The organism is Streptomyces sp. NPDC002156 (assembly GCF_053593675.1).
The window spans coordinates 20587-47464 of the sequence record NZ_JBSFDA010000075.1 but is presented as its reverse complement, the minus strand read 5'-3'; the positions used below and the strand labels follow the sequence as shown (position 1 = coordinate 47464).

Here is a 26878-nt window from a genome sequence, read left to right as displayed (position 1 = left end):
CACGACGAGCTCACCCTCGAAATGGTCACCGACGAGGAACGCGACTACATGTGGGCCGAATACGCGAAAGACCCGCGTATGCGCGCCAACATCGGTATCAGGCGGCGGCTGGCACCCCTGCTGGACAACGACCGCAACCAGATCGAACTGTTCACCGCCCTGCTGCTGTCCCTGCCCGGCTCGCCGATCCTCTACTACGGCGACGAGATCGGCATGGGCGACAACATCTGGCTCGGCGACCGCGACGCGGTGCGTACGCCGATGCAGTGGACACCCGACAGGAACGCAGGGTTCTCCTCCTGCGACCCGGGCCGCCTGTTCCTGCCCACGATCATGGACCCGGTCTACGGCTACCAGGTCACCAACGTCGAAGCCTCCATGTCGTCCCCGTCCTCGCTTCTCCACTGGACCCGGCGCATGATCGAGATCCGGAAGCAGAACCCGGCGTTCGGACTGGGCTCGTACACCGAACTGCCCTCCTCCAACCCCGCCGTGATCGCCTTCCTGCGCGAACACAAGGACGACCTCGTCCTGTGCGTCCACAACTTCTCCCGCTTCGCCCAGCCCACCGAACTCGACCTACGGGCGTTCAGCGGCAGCCACCCCGTCGAACTCATCGGCGGAGTCCGCTTCCCCGCGATCGGTGAACTCCCCTACCTACTCACCCTCGCAGGACACGGCTTCTACTGGTTCCGGCTCACCCGAGTCACCCCGCGCACTGGCCGACGACATTGAGCGTGTGCCCGCGAAAGGACGCGTCACCATGCCGAAGACCGCTTCTCTTCGCCCGAGCAGGACGGACCTCACCCGGCCGCTGACCTCGCTCGGTGGGCTGCTGCGCGAATGGCTGCCCCAGCAGCGCTGGTTCGCGGGCAAGGACCGGCCCGTCACGGACCTGGGCCTGCTGTCGATGACCGAGCTGTTTCCCGGCTGTCTGCATCTGCTCGTCCGCACCGGCCACACGCCCGTCCCCGCCCCCGGCGGCACTCCCCCGCCCGGCGACTGCTACCAACTGCTCCTCGGCGTACGAGACCGTATGTCACCGCACCTTCGCCGGGCCCTCATCGGCCGCGCGCAGGAAGGGCCCTTGGCGGGGTTGCTGGTCTACGACGCCCTGCACGACCCCCGGGCGGCGGAACTGCTGCTGGAGCGTCTCCGGCATCCCGGCACGGCCGGCCCCCTGCGTTTCGAGGCCGACCCCGGTGTCACCGTGCCCGCCGGACTTGCCCCGCGCCTCCTTGACGTCGAGCAGTCCAACTCCTCGCTCGTGTACGGCGACTCGTTCATCCTGAAGGTGCTCAGACGCGTCCAGCCGGGTGTCCACCCCGACCTGGAGGTGCCCGCCGCCCTCGCCCGCCAGGGCTGCGCCCGCGTACCCGCCCCAGCCGCCTGGTTCCGGACCGACCTGCCGCAGGACGCGACCCTCGGCGTGCTCCAGCCGTTCCTGCCCGGCGCCTCCGACGGCTGGACGCTGGCCCTGCGCGCCCTCGCCTCGGGGCACCCGTTCACCGACGAGGCCCACGAACTGGGCCGCGCCACCGCCGACGTACATCTGGCCCTCGCGACCGCCTTCCCCGGCGACACCCGCGGCATGCGGCACGACACGCGTACGGCGGCGGCGATGGCCGAGCGTCTCGATGCCGCCGTACGCCATGTACCGGCGCTGCGGCCGTACGCCCGGGGACTGCGGGCCGCGTTCGACACATCGGCCGGGTTCGACGCCGGTCCGGACGCGCAGCGCGTCCACGGTGATCTGCACCTCGGACAGGTGCTGTGCACCGGGGGTACCGGCGGGGACTGGTTCGTGATCGACTTCGAGGGTGAGCCGTCCCGTCCCCTCTCCGAGCGCCGCAGCGCCCAGTCACCGGTACGGGACATCGCCGGCATGCTGCGCTCCTTCGACTACGCCGCCCGTACGCGTCGGCCGTGGCGCCCCGAGTGGGCGCAACGCTGCCGGGACGCCTACTGCGCGGGGTACGCGGCACGGGCCGGCTGGGATCCGCGCCGCATCCCCGGGCTGCTGCGCGCGTACGAGACCGACCGGGCCGTGTACGAGGTCGTGTACGAGGCCCGGCACCGCCCCGACTGGCTCCCCGTCCCCATGGCGGCGATCGAGCGACTCGCCGTCCGAGGAGGCTGACCGCTGTGGCCCTGCACGACTCCGACTCCGCCCTCCCCGACCCGTCCTCCCTGGGCAGACCCGATGCCCTCTGGGACCCGGGCGAGCGGCAGCGCCTGCTCTCCGGCACCCATCACGACCCGCACGCGCTGCTCGGCGCTCATCCCGTGCCGGGTGGCGGGGTCGTCTTCCGTGCCCTGCGCCCGCTCGCGCGCGGCGTGAGTGTGGTCGTGGACGGGCGGGTCAGTGCGCTCGACGACGACGGTGACGGGTGCTTCAGCGCCCTGATCCCCCTCGATCGCCCCATCGCCGAGACTCCCGACTACACGCTGCTGGTGTCGTACGAGGGCGGTGAGTCGAAGAGCGAGGATCCGTACCGCTTCCTGCCCGCCCTCGGTGAGCTGGATCTGCATCTCATCCGTGAGGGGCGGCACGAGGAGCTGTGGCGGGCGCTCGGCGCCGAGCCGATGACCCACCAGGGAGTCACCGGCACCCGGTTCACCGTCTGGGCACCCAACGCACGCGGGGTCCGGGTGGCCGGGGACTTCAACTTCTGGGACGGCACCGGGTATCCGATGCGGTCGCTCGGCTCCTCCGGGGTGTGGGAGCTGTTCGTGCCCGGCGTCGGGGAGGGCGAGCGGTACAAGTTCGAGGTCGTGGCGCGGGACGGCGGCCGGGTCATGAAGGCCGACCCGATGGCCCGGCGTACCGAGGTGCCGCCCGCGACGGCGTCCGTCGTCACCGTCTCCCACTACGAGTGGGGCGACGAGGAGTGGCTCGCGCGCCGCTCCGGCAGTGCCGTGCACGAGGAGCCGTTCTCCGTGTACGAGGTCCATCTGCCGTCCTGGCGGCCCGGGTTGACATACCGTCAGCTCGCCGATGAACTCCCCGCCTACGTCAGGGAATTGGGCTTCACGCATGTGCAGCTCATGCCGGTGGCCGAGCATCCCTTCGGCGGCTCCTGGGGGTATCAGGTCACTTCCTACTACGCCCCGACCGCCCGGCTGGGTTCCCCCGACGACTTCCGGTATCTGGTCGACGCGCTGCACCGGGCCGGTGTGGGTGTGCTGTTGGACTGGGTTCCGGCGCATTTCCCCAAGGACGACTGGGCGTTGGCCAGGTTCGACGGGGAGCCCCTCTACGAGCCCGGCGACTCACGACGGGCCGAGCATCCGGACTGGGGGACCTACGAGTTCGACCTCGGGCGGACCGAGGTGCGGAACTTCCTGGTCGCCAACGCCGTGTACTGGTGCGAGGAGTTCCACCTCGACGGGCTGCGCGTCGACGCGGTCGCCTCGATGCTCTACCTCGACTACTCGCGTGACTCCGGGCAGTGGACGCCGAACGTGCACGGCGGGCGGGAGGACCTGGACGCGGTCGCCTTCCTCCAGGAGATGAACGCCACCGTCTACCGGCGGGTCCCGGGGGTCATGACGATCGCCGAGGAGTCCACCGCCTGGGGCGGGGTGACACAGCCGACCGACAGCGGCGGGCTCGGCTTCGGGCTGAAGTGGAACATGGGGTGGATGCACGACTCGCTCGGCTATGTGGGACACGAGCCGGTCCATCGCAAGTACCACCACAACGAGATGACGTTCTCCATGGTGTACGCGTACAGCGAGAACTACGTCCTCCCGATCTCCCACGACGAAGTGGTCCACGGCAAGCGGTCGTTGGTGTCGAAGATGCCGGGTGACTGGTGGCAGCAACGGGCGAACCACCGCGCGTACCTCGGTTTCATGTGGGCCCATCCCGGCAAGCAACTCCTCTTCATGGGGCAGGAGTTCGCCCAGGGTTCCGAGTGGTCCGAGGCCGACGGGCCGGACTGGTGGGTGCTGGACACGGAGTACGCGGCCGAGCCCGACCACCGGGGCGTGCGCGATCTGGTCCGCGATCTCAACACCGTCTACCGGCGCACCCCCGCCCTCTGGCAGCGCGACACCGATCCCGCCGGTTTCCGGTGGGTGGCCGGGGACGCCGCCGAGGACAACGTCTTCGCGTTCCTGCGCTACGACGCGGCCGGGGCGCCCCTGTTGGCCGTCAGCAACTTCTCGCCCGTCGTCCGCCACGACTACCGTCTCGACGTGCCCGGCTCGGTGCCCGCCTGGCAGGAGGTCCTCAACACGGATGCCGCCCGGTACGGGGGCAGCGACGTCCGCAACTCCGGGCCGCTGAAGCCCCGTTCGTCGAGTGTCCGGCTGACGTTGCCGCCGCTCGCCACGGTGTGGCTGATGCCGGTGCGCGGGTGAGGTGACGCGAGGGGCACGTGTGGAAAGCGTCTTCCGAACCACTGCCGAGAACACGCCCTGAGCATCTTCGGGACACCTACTTCACAGTTCCCGACAACAACGTCCGCCACCTGAGCTAGATTCGTTCACCGTCGATAACTCCACTCGTCGGCGTGGTCACAGTCAGTACGATCCAGGAGCAGCGCATGCGCGACTTCGCCCTCGCTCCCCCCACCACCGCACCGCTGACGGGCGGTCTCGCCGACAGTGTCTTCGACACGGCGCTGCGGGAACCCGACCTGCCGCAGCTCGCGCGCCGCCTCGACCCGGCCAGACCGGACTGGACCGAGGTGACGGCCGCCGACCTACGGGACGAGGTCGTCGATCTCGCCAAGGGGTTCGTCGCCTCCGGCATCTCACCGGGCCACCGCGTGGCCATCATGGCCCGCACCCGCTACGAGTGGACGGTGCTCTGCTACGCGCTCTGGGCGGTGGGCGCCGAGGTCGTGCCGATCTACCCGACGTCCTCGCGCGACCAGGTCGCCTGGATCCTCTCGGACTCGCAGTGCAGCGCCGTCGTCGTCGAGGACGAACAGGGCCTGATGACCGTCGGCTCGGTCTGCACCTCGCTGCCCCTGCTGCGCAACGTGTGGCAGCTGGACGACGGAGCCCTGCCCCAACTCGTGGAGCTGGGGCGGCCGGTACCGATGGCCACGATCGACTCCCTGCGCCGGATCGTGCTGCCGGACTCAGCCGCGGTGATCGCCTACACCTCCGGCACGACCGGGCATCCCCGCGGCTGCGCCCTGAGCCACCGCAACCTGGCCAGCCCCTGCGACACCCTGCTCGCGGGCTGGCGGCAGACGGCGGCACCGCCCGGCGAGCAGCCAAGCGTCCTCGCCTTCCTGCCCTTCTCGCACGTGTACGGCCTGATGATCCAGGGCCTGTGTCTGCGCGGCGGCATGCTGATGGGGCACGAGCCCGACCTGAGCGGGGACGCGCTGTCGTCGGCGCTGCTCTCCTTCCGGCCGACGTATCTGTACGCGGTGCCGTCGGTGTTCGAGAAGATCTACAAGAACTTCCTGCGCGCCGCCCAGAAGGCCGGCCGGGGCACCCTGTTCGAGCGGGCCGTCGGCACCGCGCGGGACTTCGCGACGGCTGTCGAACGGCAGCGGCTGGGCACCGGCTCCGGACCCGGATTCGATCTGCGGCTCCAACACGCCCTCTACGAGCGGACGGTGTACCGCAAGCTCCGTGCCGCCCTCGGCGGGCGGGTGTGCGGCGCGGTCTCGGGCGGCTCGCCCCTCAACCGCGAACTGGCCCTGTTCTATGCGGGTATCGGCATCCTCGTCCATGACGGCTACGGCCTCACCGAGACCAGCGGCGGCATCACCGCGCAGCCCGTGGGCCGGGAGAAGTTCGGGACGGTCGGGCAGGCTCTGCCCGGCTCGGAGATCCAGGTCGCGGACGACGGCGAGATCATGGTGTACGGCGCCTCCGTCTTCCAGGGGTACGTCAACGACGACGCCTCCACCCGGGCCGCGCTGTACGGCGGCTGGCTGGCCACCGGGGACATCGGACGGCTCGACCAGGACGGGTATCTGACGATCACCGGGCGCAAGAAGGACATCATCATCACCAGCAGCGGCAAGAGCGTCGCGCCGGCGGCCCTGGAGCAGCGGCTGCGGGTGCATCCGCTGGTGCACCAGGCGGTGATCGTGGGCGACAACCGGCCCTGCGTGGGCGCCCTGATCACCCTCGACCCGGAGTTCCTGGCCCACTGGCGGGGCTCGCTCACCCTCCAGGACGACGCCCCGGAACGGCAGGCGCGTGAGGAGAACGCCCTGCGGGAGGAGATCGGACGGGCCGTGGCCGCCGCCAACAGCACGGTGTCGCGGTCCGAGTCGATCCGGGTGTTCCGGGTCCTCGCGGAGCCCTTCGCCCTCAGCAACGGTCTGCTGACGCCCTCGATGAAGCTGCGCCGGGACGCGATCGTGCGGCACTACGCCGTCGAGATCGACGCGATGTACCAGGCCCGGGCGCCCATTCCCCGGCCGAACCCGGCGGCGGAGGAACTGGCGCGCTGGGAGGACGCCGACAACATGTTCCGCTGAGCCGACGGCGCGTACACGGGGCGGATGTTGGTTGACGGTACGGCGGGCGGGCCCGCAGAGTGATCTCCGTATCGGCCCTCCCGTACGGATTGGACCCTGTCGTGACCAGTACCGCCGCACCGTGGTCGCACCCGCCCGTCAAGGTCGGGCTCGTCGGCGCCGGACCCTGGGCGCGGGGGGTGTACGCGCGCGTGCTGGCCGCCGGCCCCGAGACCGAGCTGGCCGGGGTCTGGGCGCGCCGCCCCGAGGCCGCCGAGGAGACGGCGGCACCGTACGGGGCGCCGGTCGCCGCCAGCTTCGAGGAACTGCTCGACTCCTGCGAGGCGTTGGCGTTCGCCGTGCCGCCCGCCGTACAGGCCGAGCTTGCCCTGCGCGCCGCGAAGGCGGGCAAGGCGCTGCTGCTGGAGAAGCCGATCGCGGAGGATCTCGGGGCGGCCCGGCGGCTGGTGGACGCGATCGACGAGGCCGGGGTCGTCTCCCAGGTCACCCTGACCAACCGCTACCACCCCGAGACCCGCCGGTTCCTGGAAGCGGCGGGCGAGGCGGACGTGTTCGGCGCGCGGGCGGCCATTCTGAACGGGGCCTTCCTGGGCGGCGCGTTCTCCACCCCCTGGCGGCTCGAACACGGCGCGCTGCTCGATATCGGGCCGCACGCCCTCGACCTGCTCGACGCGGCCGTGGGGCGGATCGTCCGGGTGCGCGGGGCAGGGGATCCGCGCCGCTGGATCGAACTCACCTGTGAGCACGAGAACGGCGCGGTCAGCCAGGCCTCCCTGTCCGGTTCGGTGACCGTGACTCGGAGCGTCTCCCGCATCGAACTCTTCGGTTCCGGCCCGGAGTTGGTGTTCGACAGCACCGACCTCGACCACGAGGAGAGCTGGCCGGTGCTGCGCCGAGAGTTCGCGACCGCCGTACGCACCGGTGTTCCCGGCGAACTGGACGCCCGTCGGGGCCTGCATCTGCAGACGCTGATCGCGCAGGCGTCGGAGGGCTGAGCACCCCCGGACACCCCTGCTCACCCCCGAAACCCGACGTGACGTGGATCACGCCCTGCTTCGGGGTCGATGCGGAACAACCCGGGGAGGTCGGCCGTTCTTACCTACGTGGCTGCGGAGGGGACAGTGTCCCCGGGCCTCACCTATAGCCCATGGGGAAGATCGTTCGGCTGAAGCCCCATGGAGCCTTTCGCCGAGAGGCGACCGCCCTCCGCGTGCCACCACCTACGGCCCTGGCTGGTCTCCCCCGTCCAGCCAGGGCCTTCTCATGTCAAAAATCGGTCTTGTTCCCGTCGCCGAGGTGCCCGAGGCGTCCGCAACGGCTCAAATGGGGGTAGGGGAAGCATCCAGATCGCCGGCGAGGAGCCCTGCTCATGACCAAAGCGACAAAGCTGCTGTCCGCCCTTCCCCCGCCCCGCCGTGAGCGGCTGCTGGCGCTCGCGACCGAGGTGTCCTTTCCCGAGGATCACACGATCTTCGAGGCGGGCGGCACCGCCGACCGTTTCTGGGTCGTCCGCTCCGGCGCGGTCTCCCTGGTCCAGCAGGTGACGCCGGTGCAGCGGGTGACCGTGGCGAGCCTCGGCGCGGGCGATCTGCTCGGCTGGTCCTGGCTCTTCCCGCCCCATCAGTGGGACTTCGGCGCCGAGGCCTTCAGTCCCGTACGCGCGTACGAGTTCGACGCCGAGGCGGTGCTCAGGCTCTGCGACGAGGAACCGGCCCTCGGGCTGCAACTGGTGCGGATCATCGCCGAGATCCTCGCCTACCGGCTGGAGCTGACCCGGGGCAAGTTGATGGACCACTACTCCCTGCACAAGCGGGGCCCCGGGTAGGGGGAGCCGGTCCGGTGCTCAGACGCGGTAGCGGCGCAGCGCCGGCATCGCGGCCGCCAGGGCCAGGGTGACGGCGACGACCAGGAGTCCGCCGCCGGCGACGGCCGTGCGGGTGCCCAGGGCGGATGCCGTGGTGCCGTGCAGCAGGTCGGCCAGGCGGGGACCGCCCACGACGACGACCGTGAAGACGCCCTGCATCCGGCCGCGCATCTCGTCGGTCGCCGCCGACAGCAGGATCGCCACCCGGAAGACGCTGGACACCATGTCGGCGACCCCGGCGGCGACCAGGAACGCCACCGCCACCCACAGGCTGGTGCTCAGCCCGAAGCCCGTGATCGCCAGCCCCCAGGCGACGACCGCCCCGATCACCATCCAGCCGTGCCGCCGCGCCCGCGAGAACGTGCCGGAGAACAGTCCGCCGACCACCGCGCCCACGGGGATCGCCGCGAACATCAGCCCGAGAGCGAGCCCCTCCCCGTAGGGGGCGTACGTCTGGGCGGCGAGCTGCGGGAACAGGGCGCGGGGCATGCCGAAGACCATGGCGACGATGTCCGCGAGGAAGGACAGCAGGAGCACCGTGTGCAGGGCGATGTAGCGGAATCCGGCCACGACCTCCCGTGCGCCCGCCTTCCGGGAGGCCGCAGGGCCCGGCGGGAGCGCGGGGAGCCGTACGACGGACCACAGGGTGACGCAGAGGGCGAGCGCGTCGATCAGATACAGCTCGGCGAGGCCGATGACGGGTATGAGGGTGCCGGCGAGCAGCGGGCCCGCGACCAGGCCGGTCTGCATGACGGTCGTACCGAGGGCGTTGGCGGCGGCGAGTTCCTCCTGGGGGACCAGCTGGGCGACGACGGCGCTGCGGGCCGGTGAGTTCAGGCCGAAGAAGGCCTGCTGGAGGGCGAGCAGGATCATCAGGGTCGCCACCGAGTCGAGGCCGACGAGGGCCTGGATCCAGAACAGCAGCGACGTGACGGCGATACCGGCGTTGGTGATCAGCAGGAGCTTGCGGCGGTCCATGCTGTCGGCGACCGCGCCGCCCCACAGGGCGAACACGACCAGGGGCAGGAGTCCGGCGAGGCTCGCGTAGCCGACCCAGGCGGAGGAGCCGGTGATGTCGTAGATCTGTTTGGGCACGGCGACGGCGGTGAGCTGGCTGCCTACGGCGGTGACGGCGGTCGAGGACCACAGGCGGCGGTAGGCGGGGCGGCGCAGGGGCCGGGTGTCCATGGCCCAGCGGCGTCCGGCCCGGCGGGGCTCGTCCGTGGGGGTCTTCGGCTGGGAGTCCTCGTCGCTGCCGGTACTGCTCTCGCTGGGGTCCACTGATGTCCTGGTTGCTAGTTACATCCAATCGGCTCAGCTTTCAATATCACAGGTACCGCAGGGGCTGCCGGGGTCTTCCGCGGCGAGCGTCCGGGCGGCGCTGTCCAGCAGCATGTCGAGGGCTGTCGGATAGGCGCTGGCGACCATGCGGGCGGCGAGCAGCGGGGCCGCCTCGGCGATGCGCGGGTGGGTGGTGCGGGGCAGGCGGGCGTAGGTCGAGCGCCACATGTCCTCGTCGGCAGTGAGGCTGGCGCGCGGCAGGGCCAGGGAGGCGGCGTCGAGGGCGGCGAAGGCCAGCGTCTGGTCGATGAAGGCGTGGTAGATCCGTACCGTCTCCGGCAGCGGGAAGCCCGCCGTGCGCAGGACGTCGAGGATGGCCTCGTCGGCGGCCAGTTCGTGGGCGCGGCCCGTGACGCGGCTGGCGGTCAGGACGGCGGCCTGCGGATGGCCGACGTACGCGGCGTGGATGCGCAGTCCGATGGCGCGCAGGTCCGCCGACCACTCCCCCGTCGGTTGCCAGCCGTGCAGTGCCTGGCCGATGAGGGCGTCGCCGATGGCGAGGGTCAGGTCGTCCATGCCGCGGAAGTAGCGGTAGAGGGTGCTGGGGTCGGCGTCCAGGGCAAGGCCGAGGCGGCGGGCGGTGAGGCCGGCGCTGCCGTGTTCGCGGAGCATGCGCAGGGCGGTGTCGACGATCAGCCGCTCGGACAGGACGGTGCCGCTTCTGGTGGGGCGGCGGCGCCGTCGTTTCTCCTCCGGTACCACCGGTTTCGGCATGGTCGCTCGCCTCCGTGGTTCGTTCGTGGTCCGTTCGCGGGGTCTTATGCCAACGCCATTGACCTTAGACGACGGCAGGGCGTTGGATCGGTGGACAACGACATCGGAACCGCCGTAACCACCTGATCCTTCGGAACCTTCGTAAACAGGGAGTTTTGCCATGCGTGTGCTGCTCGTGGGCGCCGGCGGGGTGGGGACCGCGATCACCCGGATCGCCGCCCGGCGATCCTTCTTCGACCGGATGGTCGTGGCCGACTACGACCCGGCGCGGGCGGAGGCGGCGGTCGCAGCGCTCGGGGACGGGGACCGGTTCGTGGCGGCGCGGGTCGACGCGTCCGACGAGGGCGCGGTGGCGGAGCTGCTGGCCCGGCACGGGTGCGATGTGCTGCTCAACGCGACGGACCCGCGCTTCGTGATGCCGCTGTTCCGCGCGGCCCGCGCCGCCGGGGCCACCTATGTCGACATGGCGATGTCCCTGTCGCGTCCGCATGCCGAGCGGCCGTACGAGGTGTGCGGGGTGAAACTCGGCGACGAGCAGTTCGCGGCGGCGGACGAGTGGGCGAAGGCGGGCGCGCTGGCCATCGTCGGGATGGGCGTGGAGCCGGGCATGTCCGATGTGTTCGCCCGGCACGCCGCCGACGAACTCTTCGACGAGATCGAGGAGATCGGCATCCGCGACGGCGCGAACCTCACCGTCGACGGCTATGACTTCGCGCCGTCCTTCAGCATCTGGACGACGATCGAGGAGTGCCTCAACCCGCCGGTGGTCTACGAGTCCGGCCGGGGCTGGTTCACCACGGAACCCTTCAGCGAGCCGGAGGTGTTCGACTTCCCCGAGGGCATCGGCCCGGTGGAGTGCGTGAACGTGGAGCACGAGGAGGTGCTGCTCGTGCCGCGCTGGATCGACGCGCGCCGGGTCACCTTCAAGTACGGCCTGGGCGACGAGTTCATCCAGACCCTCAAGACGCTGCACCTGCTCGGCCTCGACCGCACCGACCCCGTGACCGTCCCGAGCACTTCAGGCCCGGTCGCCGTCTCGCCCCGGGACGTCGTCGCCGCCTGTCTGCCCGACCCGGCGACGCTGGGTGAGCGCATGCACGGCAAGACGTGCGCGGGGACGTGGGTCAAGGGCACGAAGGACGGGGCGCCGCGCGAGGTGTACCTGTACCACGTGGTCGACAACCAGTGGTCCATGGCGGAGTACGGCTCCCAGGCGGTGGTGTGGCAGACGGCCGTCAATCCGGTCGTCGCCCTGGAACTCGTCGCCACCGGCGCCTGGACCGGTTCGGGAGTCCTCGGCCCGGAGGCGTTCCCGGCCCGCCCCTTCCTGGACCTGCTGGAGGCGTACGGCTCGCCCTGGGGCATGCGCGAGCAGTGAGGTGCCCTCCCCGGGCCGGAACCCGGGGAGGCAGGAGCCCTAGGGAGCGGACGGCTTGCCCTTCGTGCCGATCCAGGTCTTGAACAGCGGGTCCAGGTCCTTGCCGGAGACTCGCTCGGCGAGGGCGGTGAACTGGGCGGTCGTACCGTGACCGTTGCGGTGCTGGGCGGCCCAGGTGCGCAGGATCTTGAAGAACGCCGTGTCACCGACCGCTTGGCGGAGCTTGTGCAGGGCCATGGCGCCACGCTGGTAGACGGGACTGCCGAAGATGTTCGCGCCGCTGCCCGGGTCGGCGGGCGGGAACGACCACAGGTCGTCGTCGGCCGGCGTGGCGTAGAGGTCGTCGAAGGTCTTCTGGGCGCTCGGGCCGCCGTGCTGTTCCGCGTACAGCCACTCCGTGTAGGTCGCGAAGCCCTCGTTGAGCCAGATGTCCTTCCAGCTGGTGAGGGTGACGGAGTCACCGAACCACTGGTGCGCGCTCTCGTGGACGAGGGTGCTCAGATCGGGTGCCTGGTCGTACACGGGACGGGTCTGTGTCTCCAGGGCGAAGCCGACCTGTGGGGCGCGGTCGACGATGGATCCGGCGGCCTTGTACGGGTAGGGGCCGAAGAGCTTGGCCTCCCACTCCAGGACGGACGGCAGTTTCTTCAGCACGGGCGCGGCGGCAGCGGCCTCGCGCGGATCGACGGCGTTGTAGACCTTGATGCCGCTCCGGGTGGTGTACTGCTCGACCTTGAACCTGCCGACCGTGGCCGTGGCCAGGTAGGCGGCCATCGGCTCGGACTGGCGCCAGCGGAAGGTGGTCTTGCCGCCCGCGGTCTTCTGGCCCAGGAAGACGCCGTTGGCGACCGCGGTGCGCCCCTGGGGGACGGTGATCGTGAAGTCGTACGAGGACTTGTCCTTGGGGTGGTTGTTGCCGGGGAACCAGCTCATGGAGCCCTGCGGCTCCCCCGCGACGAACACACCGTCGTCGGTGGCGATCCAGCCGTCCTTCGAGCCGTCCGGGTCGATGACCGCCTTGGGGACGCCGCTGTAGGTGACGGCGACCTGGAAGGTCTGGTTCTTGTTCAGGGCGCGGCGCGGGCTGACGATCAGTTCCTGCCCGGAGCGCCGGAAACCCGCCTTGACGCGGTCGACCGTGAGGGCGGTGACCTTCAGGCCGCTGAGGTCGAGGTTGAAGCGGGTCAGCTTCTGGGTGGCGCGGACGGTGAGAACGGCCCTGCCGTCGAGGCGGCGGCTGGTGGGGTCGTAGCGGAGGTTCAGGTCGTAGTGGCCGACGTGATAGCCGCCGTTTCCGGACAGCGGGAAATACGGGTCCCCGACACCGGAGCTGCCGGTCGTCGCGGCTCCCGCCGGTCCTGCGGCGGCCAGCAGGGCCGCGAGGGCGACGGGCACGGTCGCGAGGACCGCGTCCCGGCGGAGGACCGCGGTGCGTGTGCCGGAGTACTTCCTGGGGGGTCTCACGCCAGCTCCTACGGTGTTCGGTCTGATCATCTTCAGGCTTTTCACCCTAGAGGCGCCACCGCACGGAATCCTCCCCCTTTTGGTCAAGTTGCGAGCCCCGGCGGCCGACCGCATCATTCTTTCGGCCAGTGAACCCGTATCTCCCCGCCGGAGGCCGCTCGTGACCGTCCGTGTCCGCCGCGTCTACGACCCTCCCGAGCCGGACGACGGCGTACGCGTCCTGGTCGACCGGCTGTGGCCGCGCGGTCTGTCCAAGGACGCGGCGCAGGTCGACGAGTGGCCGAAGGCGCTCACCCCGTCGACCGAGCTGCGCCGCTGGTACCACGCACAAGAGGCCGACGCGTACGAGGAGTTCCGGCGCCGGTACGAGGCGGAGCTGGCTGCACCTGCGGCGGCCGAGCCCCTCGACGCGCTGCGTGAACTGGCCGCCAAGGGCCCGGTGACGCTCGTGAGCGCCACCAAGTCCCTTGAGCGGAGCCATGCTTCGGTACTGGTCGAGTTGCTGACGTCCGGCGACAGACCCTAGGCCGTCGCCTGCGCCGCCGCCCGGCCCGCCGCACGGCCCGAGAAGAGGCAGCCGCCGAGGAAGGTGCCCTCCAGGGCGTTGTAGCCGTGTACGCCACCGCCGCCGAAGCCCGCCACCTCGCCCGCCGCGTACAGGCCCTCGACGGGTTCGCCCGTCGCGCCCAGCGCGCGTGAGTCGAGGTCCGTCTGGATGCCGCCGAGGGTCTTGCGGGTGAGGGTGTGCAGTTTGACGCCGATGAGCGGGCCGGCCTCGGGGTCGAGGATGCGGTGCGGGGTGGCGGTGCGGCCGAGCCGGTCGCCGATGTAGCGGCGGGAGTTGCGGATGCCCTGGATCTGGGCGTCCTTGCTGTACGGGTTGGCGATCTGGAGGTCGCGGGCCTCGATCTGGCGGCGCACCTGGGCCGTGTCGAGCAGCGGCTTGTCGGTCAACCCGTTCATCTTGCCGATGAGTTGGTCGAGGTTGCCGGCGACCACGAAGTCCGCGCCGTGCTTCACGAAGTCGGCCACCGGGCCGGGGGCGCCCTTGCCGAGGATGCGCTCCTTGAGGAACGCCTTGCGGTTCTTGGCCGTGATGTCGGGGTTCTGCTCGGAGCCCGACAGCGCGAACTCCTTCTCGATGATCCGCTGGGTGAGGATGAACCAGGAGTGGTCGTGCTCGGCCAGGTCCTCGGTGGTGCGCAGGTACTTGAGAGTACTGAGGGTGTCGTACCCGGGCAGGCAGGGGTCGGGGAGGCGGCGGCCGAGCGCGTCGAACCACATGGAGGACGGACCGGGCAGGATGCGGATGCCGTGGCCTGGCCAGATCGGGTTCCAGTTCTGGATGCCCTCGGTGTAGTGCCACATGCGGTCGCGGTTGACCAGCCGGACGCCGGCCTCGGCGCTGATGTCGAGCATCCGGCCGTCGACGTAGGCGGGCACGCCGGTGACCATGTTGGCCGGTGCCGTGCCGAGGCGTTCGGGCCAGTACTGGCGCACGATGTCGTGGTTGGCGCCGATGCCGCCGGTGGTCACGATCACGGCCTGGGCGGTGAGTTCGAAGTCCCCGATCCGGTCGCGGTTGGACGCCACTCCGCGCGGTGAGGTGTCCTCGGCGAGGACCGTGCCGCGTACCCCGCGTACGGCGCCGTCCGTGACGACGAGTTCGTCGACCTGGTGACGGTGGTAGAAGGTCAGCAGCCCGGCGCGGGAAGCCTGCTTGGCGCTGAGCACGAACGGCTCGACGACTCCGGTGCCGGTGCCCCAGGAGACGTGGAAGCGGGGTACGGAGTTGCCGTGGCCGTGGGCGCGCAGATCGCCGCGCTCCGCCCAGCCGACCGTCGGCAGGAACGAGATGCCGTGCCCTGCGAGCCAGGACCGCTTCTCCCCCGCCGCGAACTCGACGTAGGCACGCGCCCATTTGACGGCCCAGGAGTCCTCGTCGTCGACGCGGTCGAACTGGGCGCTGCCCTGCCAGTCGCTCCAGGCGAGGTCGAAGGAGTCCTTGATGCCGACGCGCCGCTGTTCCGGCGAGTCGACGAGGAACAGCCCGCCGAAGGACCAGAAGGCCTGCCCGCCGAGGTTGGCGGCGTTCTCCTGGTCGACGAGCGCGACCCGCCGGCCCTTGCTGGTCAGCTCGTGCGCCGCGACCAGTCCGGCGAGGCCGGCTCCGACGACGATGACGTCCGCATCCATGGCGACCGTTCCCTTTCTCATCCGCCGCTGCGCGCGGCCGGGTTGTCGCTGCCGTGGGTGAGCAGTGCGGTGAGCAGCTGCTTCAGCCACGCGCGCGCGTGCTCGACGTCCTTGTCGAGCAGCAGTTGGGTCGTGACCCCGTCGTACGCGGCGATCACCGCGTGGGCGGCGCCCTCGGCGTCGCCGAGTACGGCGGGCAGTTCGGTGTGTCCAGTGGCCCGGGCGAGCCGGTCCGCGATGGCTCCCCGGAGGCGTTCGCGGTGCTCCAGGAGGGTCTGGGCGACGGCTGGGGACCTGGCCGCGTGGACCAGGAAGTCGGTCTTGACCAGCAGCCAGTCCAGGTCGAGCAGCAGGACCTCGGTGACCCGGTCGACGGCGGCGGGCACGTCGAGGTCCGGGCCGTCCAGGGCGAGCGCGCCCGCGACCTGGTCGGCGATCAGACCGGCGCGCTCGCCGTAGAGGGCGAAGAACAGCTCGTCGAGGCTGTCGAAGTTCGAGTAGAAGGCGCCTCTGCTGTAGCCGGCGGCCTCGCAGACCTCCTCGATGGAGACCCGCCCGAACCCCTTCGCGGCGAACACCGCGAACGCGGCCTCCAGCAGATTGGCGCGCGTCCGCACGCGCCGTTTGGTCACCCGCCCTGTCGTTCCCTCGACCGCCATGCCCGGCCCTCCGTTCGATACGGGAATGTATCCGATACATCCATGTATCCAAAGAGGTCGGGAGGGACAAGATTTCGCCACCAGCAAATAGGAACACATATTCGAATAGCGGAGTACGCTGGTTCCATGACCGCGCACCTCCAGGGCTCCCTCTTCGACCAGACCGACGAGCTGCGGCTCGGCGCGCTGACCGGGATGCGCCGTACACCGCTCGGTCACGGCGCCTGGATCGACGAGCTGCCCGGCTGGCTCGGCGGCGCCGACGCCTTGTTCGAACAGCTGGCCGCCGAGGTCCCCTGGCGGGCCGAGCGCCGCAAGATGTACGACCAGGTCGTGGACGTACCCCGGCTGCTGGCCTTCTACGGCGAGGGGGACGAGCTGCCGCACCCGGTGCTGGCCCGCGCGCGGGACGCGCTCGGCGCGCACTACGCCGCCGAACTCGGGGAGCCGTTCACCACGGCGGGGCTCTGCTACTACCGGGACGGGCGGGACAGTGTCGCCTGGCACGGTGACCGGTTCGGGCGTGGTGCGCGGGAGGACACCATGGTCGCGGTCCTCTCCGTGGGCGCACCGCGCGACCTGCTGCTGCGGCCGATGCGCGGCGGCGAGACGGTACGGCGTCCGCTGGGGCACGGGGACCTGATCGTGATGGGCGGCTCCTGTCAGCGGACCTGGGAGCACGCCGTACCCAAGAGCGCGCGGGCCACGGGTCCGCGGATCAGCGTCCAGTTCCGGCCGCACGGGGTGCAGTAGGACAACAGGGGCCCGCCCGGTGGTGATCCGCTCCGTAGGCGTCTGCTTTGCTGTGCGTCATCCGGCAGCGAACAGCAGAACGGGAAGATCATGCGGGCAGACGTCCAGCAAGTCGCCGATGGCATTTACCTCGTGCACGGAAGCAACACCAACTGGGTGATCCTCAGCGAGGGGGACGCCGTCACCCTGATCGACACGGGGTATCCCGGGGACCGGCAGCTGGTGCTCGACTCGCTTTCCCAGGTGGGGAGTTCGCCGGAGGCGGTCGCGGCGATACTCGTGACGCACGCCCACAACGACCACATCGGCTCGGCCGAGCACCTGCGCTCCACGTACGGCACGCCGGTGCTGACGCACGAGGCCGAAGTGCCGCACGCGCGGCGGGACTTCCTGCACCAGGTGAGCGTCGGGGACGTGCTGAAGAACGGGTGGCGGCCGGGCGTACTGCCGTGGGCGGTGCACGCGATCCGCTCCGGCGGTACGGCGCAGGTGCCGGTGATCGAACCGCAGCCGTTCCCGGAGGTGCTCGACCTGCCGGGCGGGCCCGTCCCCGTGCACACTCCCGGGCACACCGACGGGCACTGCGCGTTCCTTCTGCCGGACGCCGGGGTCGTGGTCTCGGGCGACGCGCTGGTCAGCGGGCACCCGACCTCCCGGCTCAAGGGCCCGCAGCTGCTGCCCGACATGTTCCACCGCGAGCGCGCCCGTGCCGTGGCCTCGCTGGACCTGCTGGAAGGGCTCGCGGCCGACGTCCTGCTGCCCGGACACGGGCCCGTGCACCACGGCAGCGTGCGGGAGGCGGCCGGGCAGGCGCGGGAACGGGCCAAGTGAGGTGGCGTTCTAGAGTGAGCTGACGATCACCGGCGGGACGAGAACGAACGAGAACGGTCAAGCCATGGCATTGCAGATCAGCGCCACCAACCCCGAGCACCCCGTACTGCTGCTCGAACTGCCCTGGCACCTCCCTCTGGAGGAGTGGCCCGACCGCTATCTCGTTCCGCTGCCGCGCGGTATCTCCCGGCACGTCGTGCGCTACGCACGCGCCGGCGACGAGGTGATCGCCGTCAAGGAGCTGGCGGAGCGCCCGGCCCTGCGCGAGTACGAGCTGTTGGTGGACCTGGACCGGCTCGGCATCCCGGCCGTGGACCCCCTGGCCGTGGTCACCGGGCGCGCGGACGAGGACGGCGACGCCCTGGAGCCGGTGCTGATCACGCGGCACCTCGGCGGCTCGATGCCGTACCGCTCGATGTTCGAGACGACCATGCGTCCGGCCACCATGCACCGCCTGATGGACGCGCTGGCGGTCCTGCTGGTCCGCCTCCACCTAGCTGGATTCGCCTGGGGCGACTGCTCCCTGTCGAACACCCTCTTCCGGCGGGACGCGGGCGCCTACGCGGCCTACCTGGTCGACGCCGAGACCGGCGATCTGCACCCGCAGCTCAGCAACGGGCAGCGTGAGTACGACCTCGACCTCGCCCGCGTCAACATCAGCGGTGAGCTGCTGGACCTGGAGGCGTCCGGGGCGCTGCACCCCTCCGTGGACCCGATCGAGTTCGGCATGGAGATCTGCGCCCGTTACCAGCGGCTGTGGCAGGAGCTGACCCGTACCTCCGTCTATCCGGCGGGCAAGTACCACTACATCGAGCGCCGCATCCGGCGCCTCAACGAACTCGGCTTCGACGTCGCCGAGATGCAGATCCAGCACTCCTCGAACGGCGACACGGTGACCTTCGTACCGAAGGTCGTCGACGCGGGCCACCACCAGCGGCAGCTGCTCCGGCTGACCGGGCTCGACACCGAGGAGAACCAGGCACGGCGGCTCCTCAGCGACCTGGAGAGCTGGATGGCCACCCAGGACGACTACGAGCCTGGCGACCCGCTCGGCGCCAGCCCGGAGGTGCTCGCGCACCGCTGGGTGCGGGAGGTGTTCCGGCCGACCGTGCGTGAGGTGCCGCGCGAGCTGCGCGGGAACGTGGACCCGGCCGAGATCTACCACCAGCTGCTGGAACACCGCTGGTACCTGTCCGAGCGGGCGCAGCACGACATCGGCCTGGACGAGGCGGTCAAGGACTACATCGCGAACATCCTGCCCAAGGCCCGCCAGTCGCTGCCCCTGCCGACGGACGAGGATGCGGCGCCGCCGGTCTGAGTCACTCGTGCGGTACGACGGCCACCGGGCAGTGCGCGTGGTGCAGTACGCCATGGGCGACCGAGCCGATCCGCGCGCCCACGGCCGATCGGCGGGCGCGCCGCCCGACGACCAGCAGCTGCGCCCGCGAGGCCACCGACAGCAGCACCTCGCCCGCGCTGCCCATCTCCACGTGCTGGGTGACCGGCACATCGGGGAAGCGTTCGATCCAGGGTTCCAGCGCGGCGGCGAGCGCGTTCTTCTCGTACGGTTCCATGCCGCCGGCCTCGTCGAGAAGCTTCAGCGAGCCCGGGCTGTACGCGAACACCGGCGGCAGGCTCCACGCCCGTACGGCACGGACGGAGGCGCCGCGAGCCGCCGCGGCCTCGAACGCGAACCGGAGCGCCGGTGCGCTCTCCTCCGGGTCACCGTGCTGCCCCACGACGACCTCGCGCCCACCGGCCTCGTCGGAGGCGCGGTCCTCCGCCCGTACGAGGACGACGGGCCGCGTCGACTCGGCGATCACGTGCTGCCCGACGGAGCCGAGCAGGAATCCGACGAGGGCCCCGTGCCCACGGGAGCCGAGCACCAGCAGCTCGGATTCCAAGGCCGCCTCGGCGAGGGTGTGCGTCGTGCTGCCCTCGATCACGTCGACGGTCACGTCCAGCTCGGGGTGCCGTTCGGCGACGGTCCGCGCGGCCTCGTCCACGCCCTCCCGCACCCACGCGTCATGGGTCTCCCGGGAGGCGGCCCCGAACGCCTGGTCCGGCACCAGCTGCCAGGCGTGCAGCACACGCAGCGCGAGGTTCCGGCGTACAGCCTCACGGGCCGCCCAGTCCAGCGCCGCGTGACTTTCGAGCGTTCCGTCCACCCCTGCCGTGATCGGGCGCGTCATACGGTTCCCTCCGTGTCGTGGTCAGTCGTGATCATGCGTACCGGGCCCCAGTCTTCACTACCGTGTGCCCACGCCTTCGGAGTGGGAACGGGTGATCGTGGACGCGGCGGACCCGGTCGCGCCGGGGAGCCGAACCGGAGCGAAGCGAGGCCGTCGAACATACGATGGGGCGGAGGCGGCGCGCCGCACCGGTGACGCCGCCCGGTGAATCCGACCGCTCGGGGTGGGAGACGTATGGCACAGGCCGCGGACGCAGCGCGGACCGTCATCATGACCGTGGACGACGACCCCGGAGTGTCCCGGGCCGTCGCCCGTGACCTGCGGCGGCGCTACGGCGAGTCGTACCGCATTGTGCGCGCGGAGTCCGGCGAGTCCGCGCTGGACGCGCTGCGGGAACTGAAGCTGCGCGGCGATCTGGTGGCGGTGATCCTGGCCGACTACCGAATGCCGCAGATGAACGGCATCGAGTTCCTCGAACAGGCCCTGGACGTCTATCCGGGCGCCCGGCGCGTCCTGCTGACCGCGTACGCGGACACCAACGCGGCGATCGACGCGATCAACGTCGTCGACCTCGACCACTACCTCCTCAAGCCCTGGGATCCGCCGGAGGAGAAGCTCTATCCGGTGCTCGACGATCTCCTGGAGGCGTGGCGGTGCAGTGACTTCCGGCCCGTGCCGAGCACCAAGGTGGTCGGGCACCGATGGTCGGCGCGGTCGTCGGACGTACGGGAGTTCCTGGCCCGCAACCAGGTGCCGTACCGCTGGTACTCCACCGAGGAGCCCGAGGGACAGCGGCTGCTGGCGGCCTGCGGTCAGGACGGGCAGCGGCTGCCGGTCGTGATCACGCCGGACGGTACGCCGCTCGTCGAGCCTGAGGTGCCGGAGCTGGCCGCGCAGGTGGGCCTTGCGACGACGCCCACGGCCGACTTCTACGACCTGGTCGTCATCGGCGGCGGTCCTGCCGGTCTTGGCGCGGCCGTGTACGGGGCCTCGGAGGGGCTGCGGACGGTGCTGGTGGAGCGGTCGGCGACCGGCGGGCAGGCCGGGCAGAGTTCGCGGATCGAGAACTACCTGGGGTTCCCGGACGGGGTGTCCGGCGCCCAGCTCACCGACCGGGCGCGGCGGCAGGCCACGAAGTTCGGCGCCGAGATCCTCTCCGCGCGCGAGGTGACCGGCCTCGAGGTGAGCGGTGCGGCGCGGCTCGTCCGCTTCTCCGACGGGTCGGCGATCGCCGCGCACAGCGTGATCCTCGCGACCGGGGTGTCGTACCGCCAGCTGGAGGCGCCGGGTGCCACCGACCTGTCGGGCTGCGGGGTGTTCTACGGGTCGGCGCTGACCGAGGCCGCCGCCTGCCAGGGCCACGACGTGTACATCGTCGGCGGCGCCAACTCGGCCGGGCAGGCGGCGATGTACCTGTCCAGGAACGCCAAGTCGGTGACGCTGCTGGTGCGCGGGGCGGACCTCACGGCGTCGATGTCGCACTATCTGGTCCAGCAGATCGCCGAGGCGCCGAACATCTCGGTGCGGGCCGCAACGGTCGTCGAGGCCGCGCACGGCGGCGACCACCTGGAGCAGCTGACGTTGCGCGACACGGCGAGCGGGCAGACCGAACTGGTCGACGCGCAGTGGCTGTTCGTGTTCATCGGCGCGGCCCCGCTGACCGACTGGCTGGACGGCACGGTGCTGCGCGACGAGCGCGGCTTCATCCTGGCCGGCCCCGACCTGACCGCCGACGGACGGCCCCCGGCGGACTGGGAGCTGGACCGGCCGCCGTACCACCTGGAGACCAACATCCCCGGCGTGTTCGTCGCGGGGGACGCGCGCGCGGAGTCCGCCAAGCGGGTCGCGTCCGCCGTCGGAGAGGGAGCCATGGCCGTGATGCTCGTACACCGGTATCTGGAGCAGTCGTGAGCGGCCGGCTGATGCCGTGCAGCCCGGCGGAGATCGGGGCGCTGTTCCTGTTCGAGAAGCTGACCGCCGAGCAGCTCGGCAGGCTGTGCGGCGAGGGCCGGGTCGAACTGTTCGACCCCGGACCGGTGTTCGCCGAGGGCGACCCGGCCACCTGCTTCTACGTGATGATCGAGGGCACGGTAGTGATGTCGCGCCGGGTGGGCGGCGACGACGTCGAGGTGAGCCGTACGTCCCAGACCGGGGTGTACGCGGGGGCCGTACAGGCGTATCTCGGGGACCGGAAGCCGCAGGTGTACCGGAACTCGCTGCGGGTCCCGGAACCGACCCGGTTCTTCGTGCTGCCCGCCGATTCGTTCGCGGACATCATGCACGAGTGGTTTCCGATGGCGGTCCATCTCCTGGAGGGGCTGTTCCTCGGTTCGCAGACCACTCAGCGGGCCATCGGGCAGCGTGAACGGCTGCTGGCGCTGGGCTCGTTGTCCGCCGGGCTGACGCATGAACTCAACAACCCCGCCGCGGCGGCCGTACGGGCCACGTCCTCGTTGCGGGACCGGGTCGCGCACATGCGGCACAAGCTCGGCATCATCGCCTCGGGCCCCTACCAGGGCGACTCCCTGAAGAGCCTGGTCGCCATCCAGGAGCGGACGGCCGAGCGGGTAGCCAAGGCGCAGGCGCTGAGCCCGCTCGAAGCGTCCGACCGGGAGGACGAACTCGCCGACTGGCTCGACGACCACGGCGTCCAGGGCGGCTGGCAGATCGCGCCGACCTTCGTCCAGGGCGGCCTTGACGTCGACTGGCTGGAGCAGGTCGCGGCGGCCGTGGACGAGGAGATCCTCCCGAACGCCATAGGGTGGCTCAACTACACGGTCGAGACCGAGCTGTTGATGTCGGAGATCGAGGACTCCACGACGCGCATCTCGCACCTCGTCGACGCAGCCAAGCAGTACTCCCAACTGGACCGCGCCCCCTACCAGGTGGCCGACGTGCACGAACTCCTCGACAGCACCCTGCTGATGCTGTCGGGCAAGTTCGGTTCGCTCGTCAAGGTCGTGAAGGAGTACGACCGTTCGGTGCCGCGGATTCCGGCCTACCCCGCCGAGCTGAACCAGGTGTGGACCAACCTCATCGACAACGCGGTCTGCGCGATCAAGGGCGAGGGCGGCAGGGAAGGGACGTTGACCGTACGCACGGCGCTGGTGCACGACCGGCTGCTGGTGGAGTTCCGCGACACGGGCCCGGGGGTGCCGGCGGAGATCCGCGGCCGGATCTTCGACCCGTTCTTCACCACCAAGCCGGTGGGCGAGGGCACGGGGCTGGGGCTCGACATCTCCTGGCGGATCGTCGTCAACAAGCACCACGGCGACCTGAAGGTCGAGTCCGTGCCCGGCGACACCCGCTTCCAGGTGCTGCTGCCTCTGACAGCCGTCGACCCCGACACCGACACAGCCGGGGACTCCGCCCCGGCCGAGGAGCCGTCATGACCAAGGACACCGGAATCGACCCCAGCGTCCCGCCCAGCGGTGCCGGATGCGTCGAGTGCGACGCCGTCGGCGGCTGGTGGTTCCATCTGCGGCGCTGCGCCCAGTGCGGTCACATCGGCTGCTGCGACGACTCCCCGGCCAAGCACGCCACCGGCCACTTCCGGGAGACCGGCCATCCGGTGATCGCCAGTTACGAGCCGGGCGAGCACTGGTTCTGGAACTTCGAGACGAGCGAGCTGTCCGGGTCCGGCCCGGCACTGGCTCCCCCGGCCAGCCATCCGGCGGACCAGCCGGCTCCGGGGCCTACGGGGCGCGTGCCTGCCAACTGGGCAGAGACGCTGCGCTGAGAAACCTGTTCACACAGACAGAGGGCACAGGCCCACCAAGGCCCCCTGTCCGCAGGCCACCGGCCGCGAGAGAGCCGCAGGGGCGCGCCGGTGTCGAGGGCCCGAACGCGCGGAGGCCCGAAGGGTCGAGCACGATCGGGTTCTCGACACCGGCTTAGGCGCCCCGGAGGCGAACGAGCCAAGGGGGGAGCGGCCCGAAGGGTCGAGCACGAGCGGGTTCTCGACACCGGCTTGAGCGCCCCGGAGGCGAACGAGCCAGAATAGGTGCCGTGCCGCAGAACCTGTTCAATACCCCTCTGATCGGCCGGGACGACGAGTTGACCCGTCTCTCCGGTGTGCTGGACCGTGCCCGGGTCCGTGAGGCCCGGGCCGTGCTCATCGCCGGGGACGCCGGGGTCGGCAAGACTCGGGTGCTCGCGGAGGTCGCCGGGCAGGCCTCGGAGCGGGGGATGACCGTGCTCACGGGGCACTGTGTCGATCTCGGTGACGTCGGTCTGCCGTATCTGCCGTTCACCGAGGTTCTCGGGGTGCTGGCCGCCGACGAGCGGTTCGCGGGGGCGCTTGCCGCGCATCCCGTGGTCGGGCGGCTGCTCGGGAGCGGGGCCGAGGAGGGGGTGCGGGACGCCGGTGGGCGGCTGCGGCTGTTCGAGGGCATGGCCGGGCTGCTGGCCGATGTCACCGAGGTCGCTCCGCTGCTGCTCGTGCTGGAGGACCTGCACTGGGCCGACCAGTCGTCCCGGGATCTGCTGCGGTTCCTGCTCAGCCGGGGCGTGCTCCAGGGGCCCACGGGCGGGGCGCCGGGGCATCGGCTCGCGGTGTTCGCGTCGTACCGCGCGGACGATCTCCATCGCCGGCATCCGCTGCGCCCGCTCCTCGCGGAGCTGGTGCGGCTGCCCGCCGTGGAGCGGCTGGAGCTGCGGCCGATGGGTGACGCCGAGGTGGCCCGGCTGGTGCGTGCCCTGGGCGAGGGGCCGCTGTCCGACACGACCGTGCGGCGGATCGTCGAGCGTGCCGAGGGCAACGCCTTCTACGCGGAGGAGCTGCTCGCCGCCACCGACGCGGAGTCGGGCGGCGTACCCAGCGGGCTCGCCGACGTCCTCCTCATCCGCTTCGAGCAACTGTCCGACACCGCCCAGCAGGTGCTGCGGACGGCCGCCGTCGCCGGGCGGCGGGTCGAGCACGATCTGCTGAGCGATGCCGTCCAACTGCCGGAGGACGAGCTGGAGTCGGCGCTGCGCGAGGCGGTGGAACGGCAGCTGCTCGTTTCCGGTGAGGGCGACACGTACTCCTTCCGGCACGCGCTGGCCCGCGAGGCCGTCTACGCGGATCTGCTGCCGGGCGAGCGGTCGCGGCTGCACGGGGCGTTCGCTCGGCTGCTGTCCGGGCGGGGCCGTCCTGCCGAGAGTGCGGCGGAGCGCGCCCATCACTATCGGGAGAGCCACGACCTGGCCGAGGCGCTCACCGCGTCGCTGGAGGCCGCCGAGCACGCCGACTGCGTGGGCGCGCCCGCGGAGGAGCTGCGGCATCTGGAGGCCGCCCTCGACATGTGGCCGGCGGTGGAGGCGGGCGCACGCCCGAAGGGCGAGGGCCTGGACACGGTGACGCTGATGCTGCGGGCGTCCGCCGCGGCGGCGCACGCCGGGGAGTCGCACCGCGCGGTGTCGCTCACCCGGGCCGCGCTCGCCGGGGTCGGCCAGGACACGGACGCCGAACTCGCGGCCCGCGTCCGCTACACACTCGCCGACAACCTCATGAACGTCGACCATCTTGCGGCGGCGTTCGCGTACAGCAGCGAGGCGCTGGCCATGATCCCGGCCGATCCTCCGTCGCGGACATGGGTGTGGGCGGCGGCCACCCATGTCATGGCGGCACGGCAGATGGGCGACAACGACACCGCGCTGCGGGTGGCCCGCCAGGCCCTCTCGGTCGCCGAGGAGCTTCAGGTCCTGGACGCGCAGGCCGATCTCCTGATCTCCGTGGCGGGTCTCGAAGCCGGGGGCCGCCGCACACCCCAGGGCCGCGAGCGGCTCCGGGAGGCCCGTGAACTGGCCCGGCGGGCGGGCAGTTCGCCGGTGGAGATGCGCGCGCTGTTCAGTCTCGCGATCGGCTACTACGAGTCAGGGATGCTGGACGAGTGCCTGCCGTGGCTCTCCGAGGGCCTGGACCGGGCCCGTCGCGCGGGCCTCCTCTCCTCGCCCTACCCCCGGGAGATGCGCTACCTCCAGTCCTTGGTGCTGTACACCCTGGGCCGCTGGGACGAGTGCGTCCGCGCGGCGACGGCCGACACCGAGGTGCTCCCCGCGGCCACCGGCTATGTGTCGGGGCCTTCGCTGTACGTAGCACTGGCCCGCGGCGACCTGGGCGCCGCCGACCGCGCCCGGGCCCTGCTCGACGGCCCGTTCGACTGGATGTCGACCATGGTCGCGGGCGTCGTGCTCACGGACGCAGCCGCCATGGCAGGGGCCCCGGAGGCGGCCGTGGAGCGCGTGCACAACACGGTGAAGGCCCTCACCGACGACGCCGGGGCGCGCCCGGAAGTGGCGGTCCGGCTAGCCGCCCTCGCCCTGGCCGCCGTCGCCGACACGGCCGTACGGCTGCGCGGGTCCGGTGACGAGGCGGGGACGACCCGCTGGACGGACACGGCGACGGAGCTGCTGGAGCTGGCCCGGTCCCAGGCCCTGAGCGGCCGGGACGGCACCCCGCAGGGCCCGGAAGGACTGGCGTGGCTGGCCCGTGCGGAGGCGGAGTGGGCCCGGGCGACGGCCGGTCCTGAGGTCGAGGCGTGGGAGCGGGCGGTCACCGCGTTCGGCTTCGGTGAGGTGTACGAACAGGCGCGCTGCAGAAGGCGGTTCGCCGAGGCCCTGCTGGCGGACGGCCGCCGCGAGGAGGCTGCCGCACAGGCCCGGACGGCACGCGAGACGGCGGTACGGCTGGGCGCCGCGCCCCTGCTCCAGGCGCTGGACGCCCTGATCGGACGCAGCGGAACCACGGCCCCCTCCCCCACCCAGGCTCTCCGCACCGCCTCGACGCCTCTCACCGCCCGTGAGCAGGAGGTCCTGCGGCTGCTCGCCCTCGGCCGCAGCAACCGTCGGATCGGCGAGGAACTGTTCATCAGCGGCAAGACGGCCAGTGTCCACGTCTCCAACATCCTGGCCAAGCTGGGCGTCGCGAGCCGGGGTGAGGCGGTGGCGGTCGCCTATCGGGAGGGGCTGATCCCGGCGGGCGGGGAGGCAGGGACGAGGGCGGAGCCGACGCCGGGTTCGGACTGACCCCGAAGTCCTGACCT

Annotated in this window: 21 protein-coding genes; 15 read left to right on the top strand and 6 right to left on the bottom strand. The window is 71.2% G+C overall.

All coding sequences use genetic code 11. The features are described from left to right. From ACWCRB_RS27555 to ACWCRB_RS27530, 6 genes are all read left to right on the top strand, one after another. A partial coding sequence (locus ACWCRB_RS27555) for an alpha-glucosidase C-terminal domain-containing protein (protein WP_450998600.1) occupies positions 1-735 on the top strand: 735 nt, incomplete at its 5' end. Between the two features lie 28 nt (positions 736-763). Beyond that, positions 764-2140, top strand: a complete 1377-nt coding sequence (locus ACWCRB_RS27550) for a maltokinase N-terminal cap-like domain-containing protein (RefSeq protein WP_450998599.1) — start codon at positions 764-766, stop codon at positions 2138-2140. Positions 2141-2190: 50 nt separating this feature from the next. Then, positions 2191-4368 (top strand): 1,4-alpha-glucan branching enzyme, encoded by a 2178-nt coding sequence (gene glgB / locus ACWCRB_RS27545; RefSeq protein WP_450998604.1) that lies wholly within the window; start codon positions 2191-2193, stop codon positions 4366-4368. A 185-nt stretch (positions 4369-4553) separates the two neighbouring features. After that, positions 4554-6461, top strand: a complete 1908-nt coding sequence (locus ACWCRB_RS27540; RefSeq protein ID WP_450998603.1) for an AMP-dependent synthetase/ligase — start codon at positions 4554-4556, stop codon at positions 6459-6461. Positions 6462-6562: 101 nt separating this feature from the next. Then, complete coding sequence (locus ACWCRB_RS27535; protein ID WP_450998598.1) at positions 6563-7456, top strand: Gfo/Idh/MocA family protein; 894 nt, start codon at positions 6563-6565, stop codon at positions 7454-7456. Between the two features lie 374 nt (positions 7457-7830). Continuing rightward, entirely contained in the window at positions 7831-8286 is a 456-nt protein-coding gene (locus ACWCRB_RS27530) for a cyclic nucleotide-binding domain-containing protein (protein WP_450998597.1), read from the top strand. A gap of 18 nt (positions 8287-8304) precedes the next feature. On the opposite strand, the gene ACWCRB_RS27525 is transcribed toward ACWCRB_RS27530, so the two are convergent. Together ACWCRB_RS27525 and ACWCRB_RS27520 are read right to left on the bottom strand one after the other, a co-directional pair. Beyond that, positions 8305-9606 (bottom strand): MFS transporter, encoded by a 1302-nt coding sequence (locus ACWCRB_RS27525; RefSeq protein WP_450998596.1) that lies wholly within the window; start codon positions 9604-9606, stop codon positions 8305-8307. Positions 9607-9639: 33 nt separating this feature from the next. Beyond that, positions 9640-10380: a TetR/AcrR family transcriptional regulator gene (locus ACWCRB_RS27520; RefSeq protein WP_450998595.1), complete on the bottom strand. Its 741-nt coding sequence runs from the start codon at positions 10378-10380 to the stop codon at positions 9640-9642. A gap of 160 nt (positions 10381-10540) precedes the next feature. Between ACWCRB_RS27520 and ACWCRB_RS27515 the strand changes: the two genes are divergently transcribed. Then, positions 10541-11758, top strand: coding sequence for a saccharopine dehydrogenase family protein (locus ACWCRB_RS27515; RefSeq protein WP_450998594.1), 1218 nt, complete (start codon positions 10541-10543; stop codon positions 11756-11758). Between the two features lie 39 nt (positions 11759-11797). On the opposite strand, the gene ACWCRB_RS27510 is transcribed toward ACWCRB_RS27515, so the two are convergent. Further along, positions 11798-13252, bottom strand: coding sequence for a M1 family metallopeptidase (locus ACWCRB_RS27510; RefSeq protein ID WP_450998593.1), 1455 nt, complete (start codon positions 13250-13252; stop codon positions 11798-11800). A gap of 130 nt (positions 13253-13382) precedes the next feature. Between ACWCRB_RS27510 and ACWCRB_RS27505 the strand changes: the two genes are divergently transcribed. Continuing rightward, positions 13383-13748 carry a DUF488 domain-containing protein gene (locus ACWCRB_RS27505; RefSeq protein WP_450998592.1) on the top strand — a complete coding sequence of 122 codons (366 nt, stop codon included), beginning with the start codon at positions 13383-13385 and terminating at the stop codon, positions 13746-13748. Here ACWCRB_RS27505 and ACWCRB_RS27500 read toward each other — a convergent pair. Together ACWCRB_RS27500 and ACWCRB_RS27495 are read right to left on the bottom strand one after the other, a co-directional pair. Beyond that, entirely contained in the window at positions 13745-15418 is a 1674-nt protein-coding gene (locus ACWCRB_RS27500) for an FAD-binding dehydrogenase (protein ID WP_450998591.1), read from the bottom strand. The two genes, ACWCRB_RS27505 and ACWCRB_RS27500, sit on opposite strands and share 4 nt — an antisense overlap. A 17-nt stretch (positions 15419-15435) precedes the next feature. Continuing rightward, a complete protein-coding gene (locus ACWCRB_RS27495; RefSeq protein ID WP_369031204.1) occupies positions 15436-16077 on the bottom strand; it encodes a TetR/AcrR family transcriptional regulator in 642 nt (213 codons plus the stop codon). Positions 16078-16203: 126 nt separating this feature from the next. Between ACWCRB_RS27495 and ACWCRB_RS27490 the strand changes: the two genes are divergently transcribed. The 3 genes from ACWCRB_RS27490 to ACWCRB_RS27480 all read left to right on the top strand — a co-directional run bounded on the left by ACWCRB_RS27490 (position 16204) and on the right by ACWCRB_RS27480 (position 18979). Next, positions 16204-16830 carry an alpha-ketoglutarate-dependent dioxygenase AlkB gene (locus tag ACWCRB_RS27490; RefSeq protein WP_450998590.1) on the top strand — a complete coding sequence of 209 codons (627 nt, stop codon included), beginning with the start codon at positions 16204-16206 and terminating at the stop codon, positions 16828-16830. Positions 16831-16920: 90 nt separating this feature from the next. Further along, on the top strand, positions 16921-17661 hold the full coding sequence (locus ACWCRB_RS27485) for an MBL fold metallo-hydrolase (protein ID WP_450998589.1): 741 nt from the start codon (positions 16921-16923) through the stop codon (positions 17659-17661). 64 nt (positions 17662-17725) lie between these two features. After that, the gene (locus ACWCRB_RS27480) at positions 17726-18979 is read left to right on the top strand and encodes a DUF4032 domain-containing protein (protein WP_450998588.1); all 1254 of its coding nucleotides are present in this window, start codon (positions 17726-17728) and stop codon (positions 18977-18979) included. A 1-nt stretch (position 18980) separates the two neighbouring features. On the opposite strand, the gene ACWCRB_RS27475 is transcribed toward ACWCRB_RS27480, so the two are convergent. Next, positions 18981-19853, bottom strand: coding sequence for a universal stress protein (locus tag ACWCRB_RS27475; RefSeq protein WP_450998587.1), 873 nt, complete (start codon positions 19851-19853; stop codon positions 18981-18983). 234 nt (positions 19854-20087) lie between these two features. On the opposite strand from ACWCRB_RS27475, the gene ACWCRB_RS27470 reads away from it, so the two are divergent. From ACWCRB_RS27470 to ACWCRB_RS27455, 4 genes are all read left to right on the top strand, one after another. After that, positions 20088-21764, top strand: a complete 1677-nt coding sequence (locus tag ACWCRB_RS27470; RefSeq protein WP_450998586.1) for an FAD-dependent oxidoreductase — start codon at positions 20088-20090, stop codon at positions 21762-21764. Next, positions 21761-23245, top strand: coding sequence for an ATP-binding protein (locus ACWCRB_RS27465; protein ID WP_450998585.1), 1485 nt, complete (start codon positions 21761-21763; stop codon positions 23243-23245). Before ACWCRB_RS27470 ends, ACWCRB_RS27465 begins: the two co-directional genes overlap by 4 nt. Continuing rightward, complete coding sequence (locus ACWCRB_RS27460; protein WP_450998584.1) at positions 23242-23592, top strand: UBP-type zinc finger domain-containing protein; 351 nt, start codon at positions 23242-23244, stop codon at positions 23590-23592. Before ACWCRB_RS27465 ends, ACWCRB_RS27460 begins: the two co-directional genes overlap by 4 nt. Before the next feature lie 269 nt (positions 23593-23861). Further along, positions 23862-26861: a helix-turn-helix transcriptional regulator gene (locus tag ACWCRB_RS27455; protein ID WP_450998583.1), complete on the top strand. Its 3000-nt coding sequence runs from the start codon at positions 23862-23864 to the stop codon at positions 26859-26861. Positions 26862-26878 lie beyond the last annotated feature (17 nt).

What these genes read in the sequence shown, in the direction of transcription:
- ACWCRB_RS27550 (WP_450998599.1), top strand. Translation starts at nt 764, where the DNA reads ATGCCGAAGACCGCTTCTCTTCGCCCGAGCAGGACGGACCTCACCCGG.
- ACWCRB_RS27540 (WP_450998603.1), top strand. Translation starts at nt 4,554, where the DNA reads ATGCGCGACTTCGCCCTCGCTCCCCCCACCACCGCACCGCTGACGGGC.
- ACWCRB_RS27530 (WP_450998597.1), top strand. Translation starts at nt 7,831, where the DNA reads ATGACCAAAGCGACAAAGCTGCTGTCCGCCCTTCCCCCGCCCCGCCGT.
- ACWCRB_RS27520 (WP_450998595.1), bottom strand. Translation starts at nt 10,380, where the DNA reads ATGCCGAAACCGGTGGTACCGGAGGAGAAACGACGGCGCCGCCGCCCC.
- ACWCRB_RS27515 (WP_450998594.1), top strand. Translation starts at nt 10,541, where the DNA reads ATGCGTGTGCTGCTCGTGGGCGCCGGCGGGGTGGGGACCGCGATCACC.
- ACWCRB_RS27510 (WP_450998593.1), bottom strand. Translation starts at nt 13,252, where the DNA reads ATGATCAGACCGAACACCGTAGGAGCTGGCGTGAGACCCCCCAGGAAG.
- ACWCRB_RS27500 (WP_450998591.1), bottom strand. Translation starts at nt 15,418, where the DNA reads ATGGATGCGGACGTCATCGTCGTCGGAGCCGGCCTCGCCGGACTGGTC.
- ACWCRB_RS27495 (WP_369031204.1), bottom strand. Translation starts at nt 16,077, where the DNA reads ATGGCGGTCGAGGGAACGACAGGGCGGGTGACCAAACGGCGCGTGCGG.
- ACWCRB_RS27490 (WP_450998590.1), top strand. Translation starts at nt 16,204, where the DNA reads ATGACCGCGCACCTCCAGGGCTCCCTCTTCGACCAGACCGACGAGCTG.
- ACWCRB_RS27485 (WP_450998589.1), top strand. Translation starts at nt 16,921, where the DNA reads ATGCGGGCAGACGTCCAGCAAGTCGCCGATGGCATTTACCTCGTGCAC.
- ACWCRB_RS27480 (WP_450998588.1), top strand. Translation starts at nt 17,726, where the DNA reads ATGGCATTGCAGATCAGCGCCACCAACCCCGAGCACCCCGTACTGCTG.
- ACWCRB_RS27475 (WP_450998587.1), bottom strand. Translation starts at nt 19,853, where the DNA reads ATGACGCGCCCGATCACGGCAGGGGTGGACGGAACGCTCGAAAGTCAC.
- ACWCRB_RS27470 (WP_450998586.1), top strand. Translation starts at nt 20,088, where the DNA reads ATGGCACAGGCCGCGGACGCAGCGCGGACCGTCATCATGACCGTGGAC.
- ACWCRB_RS27460 (WP_450998584.1), top strand. Translation starts at nt 23,242, where the DNA reads ATGACCAAGGACACCGGAATCGACCCCAGCGTCCCGCCCAGCGGTGCC.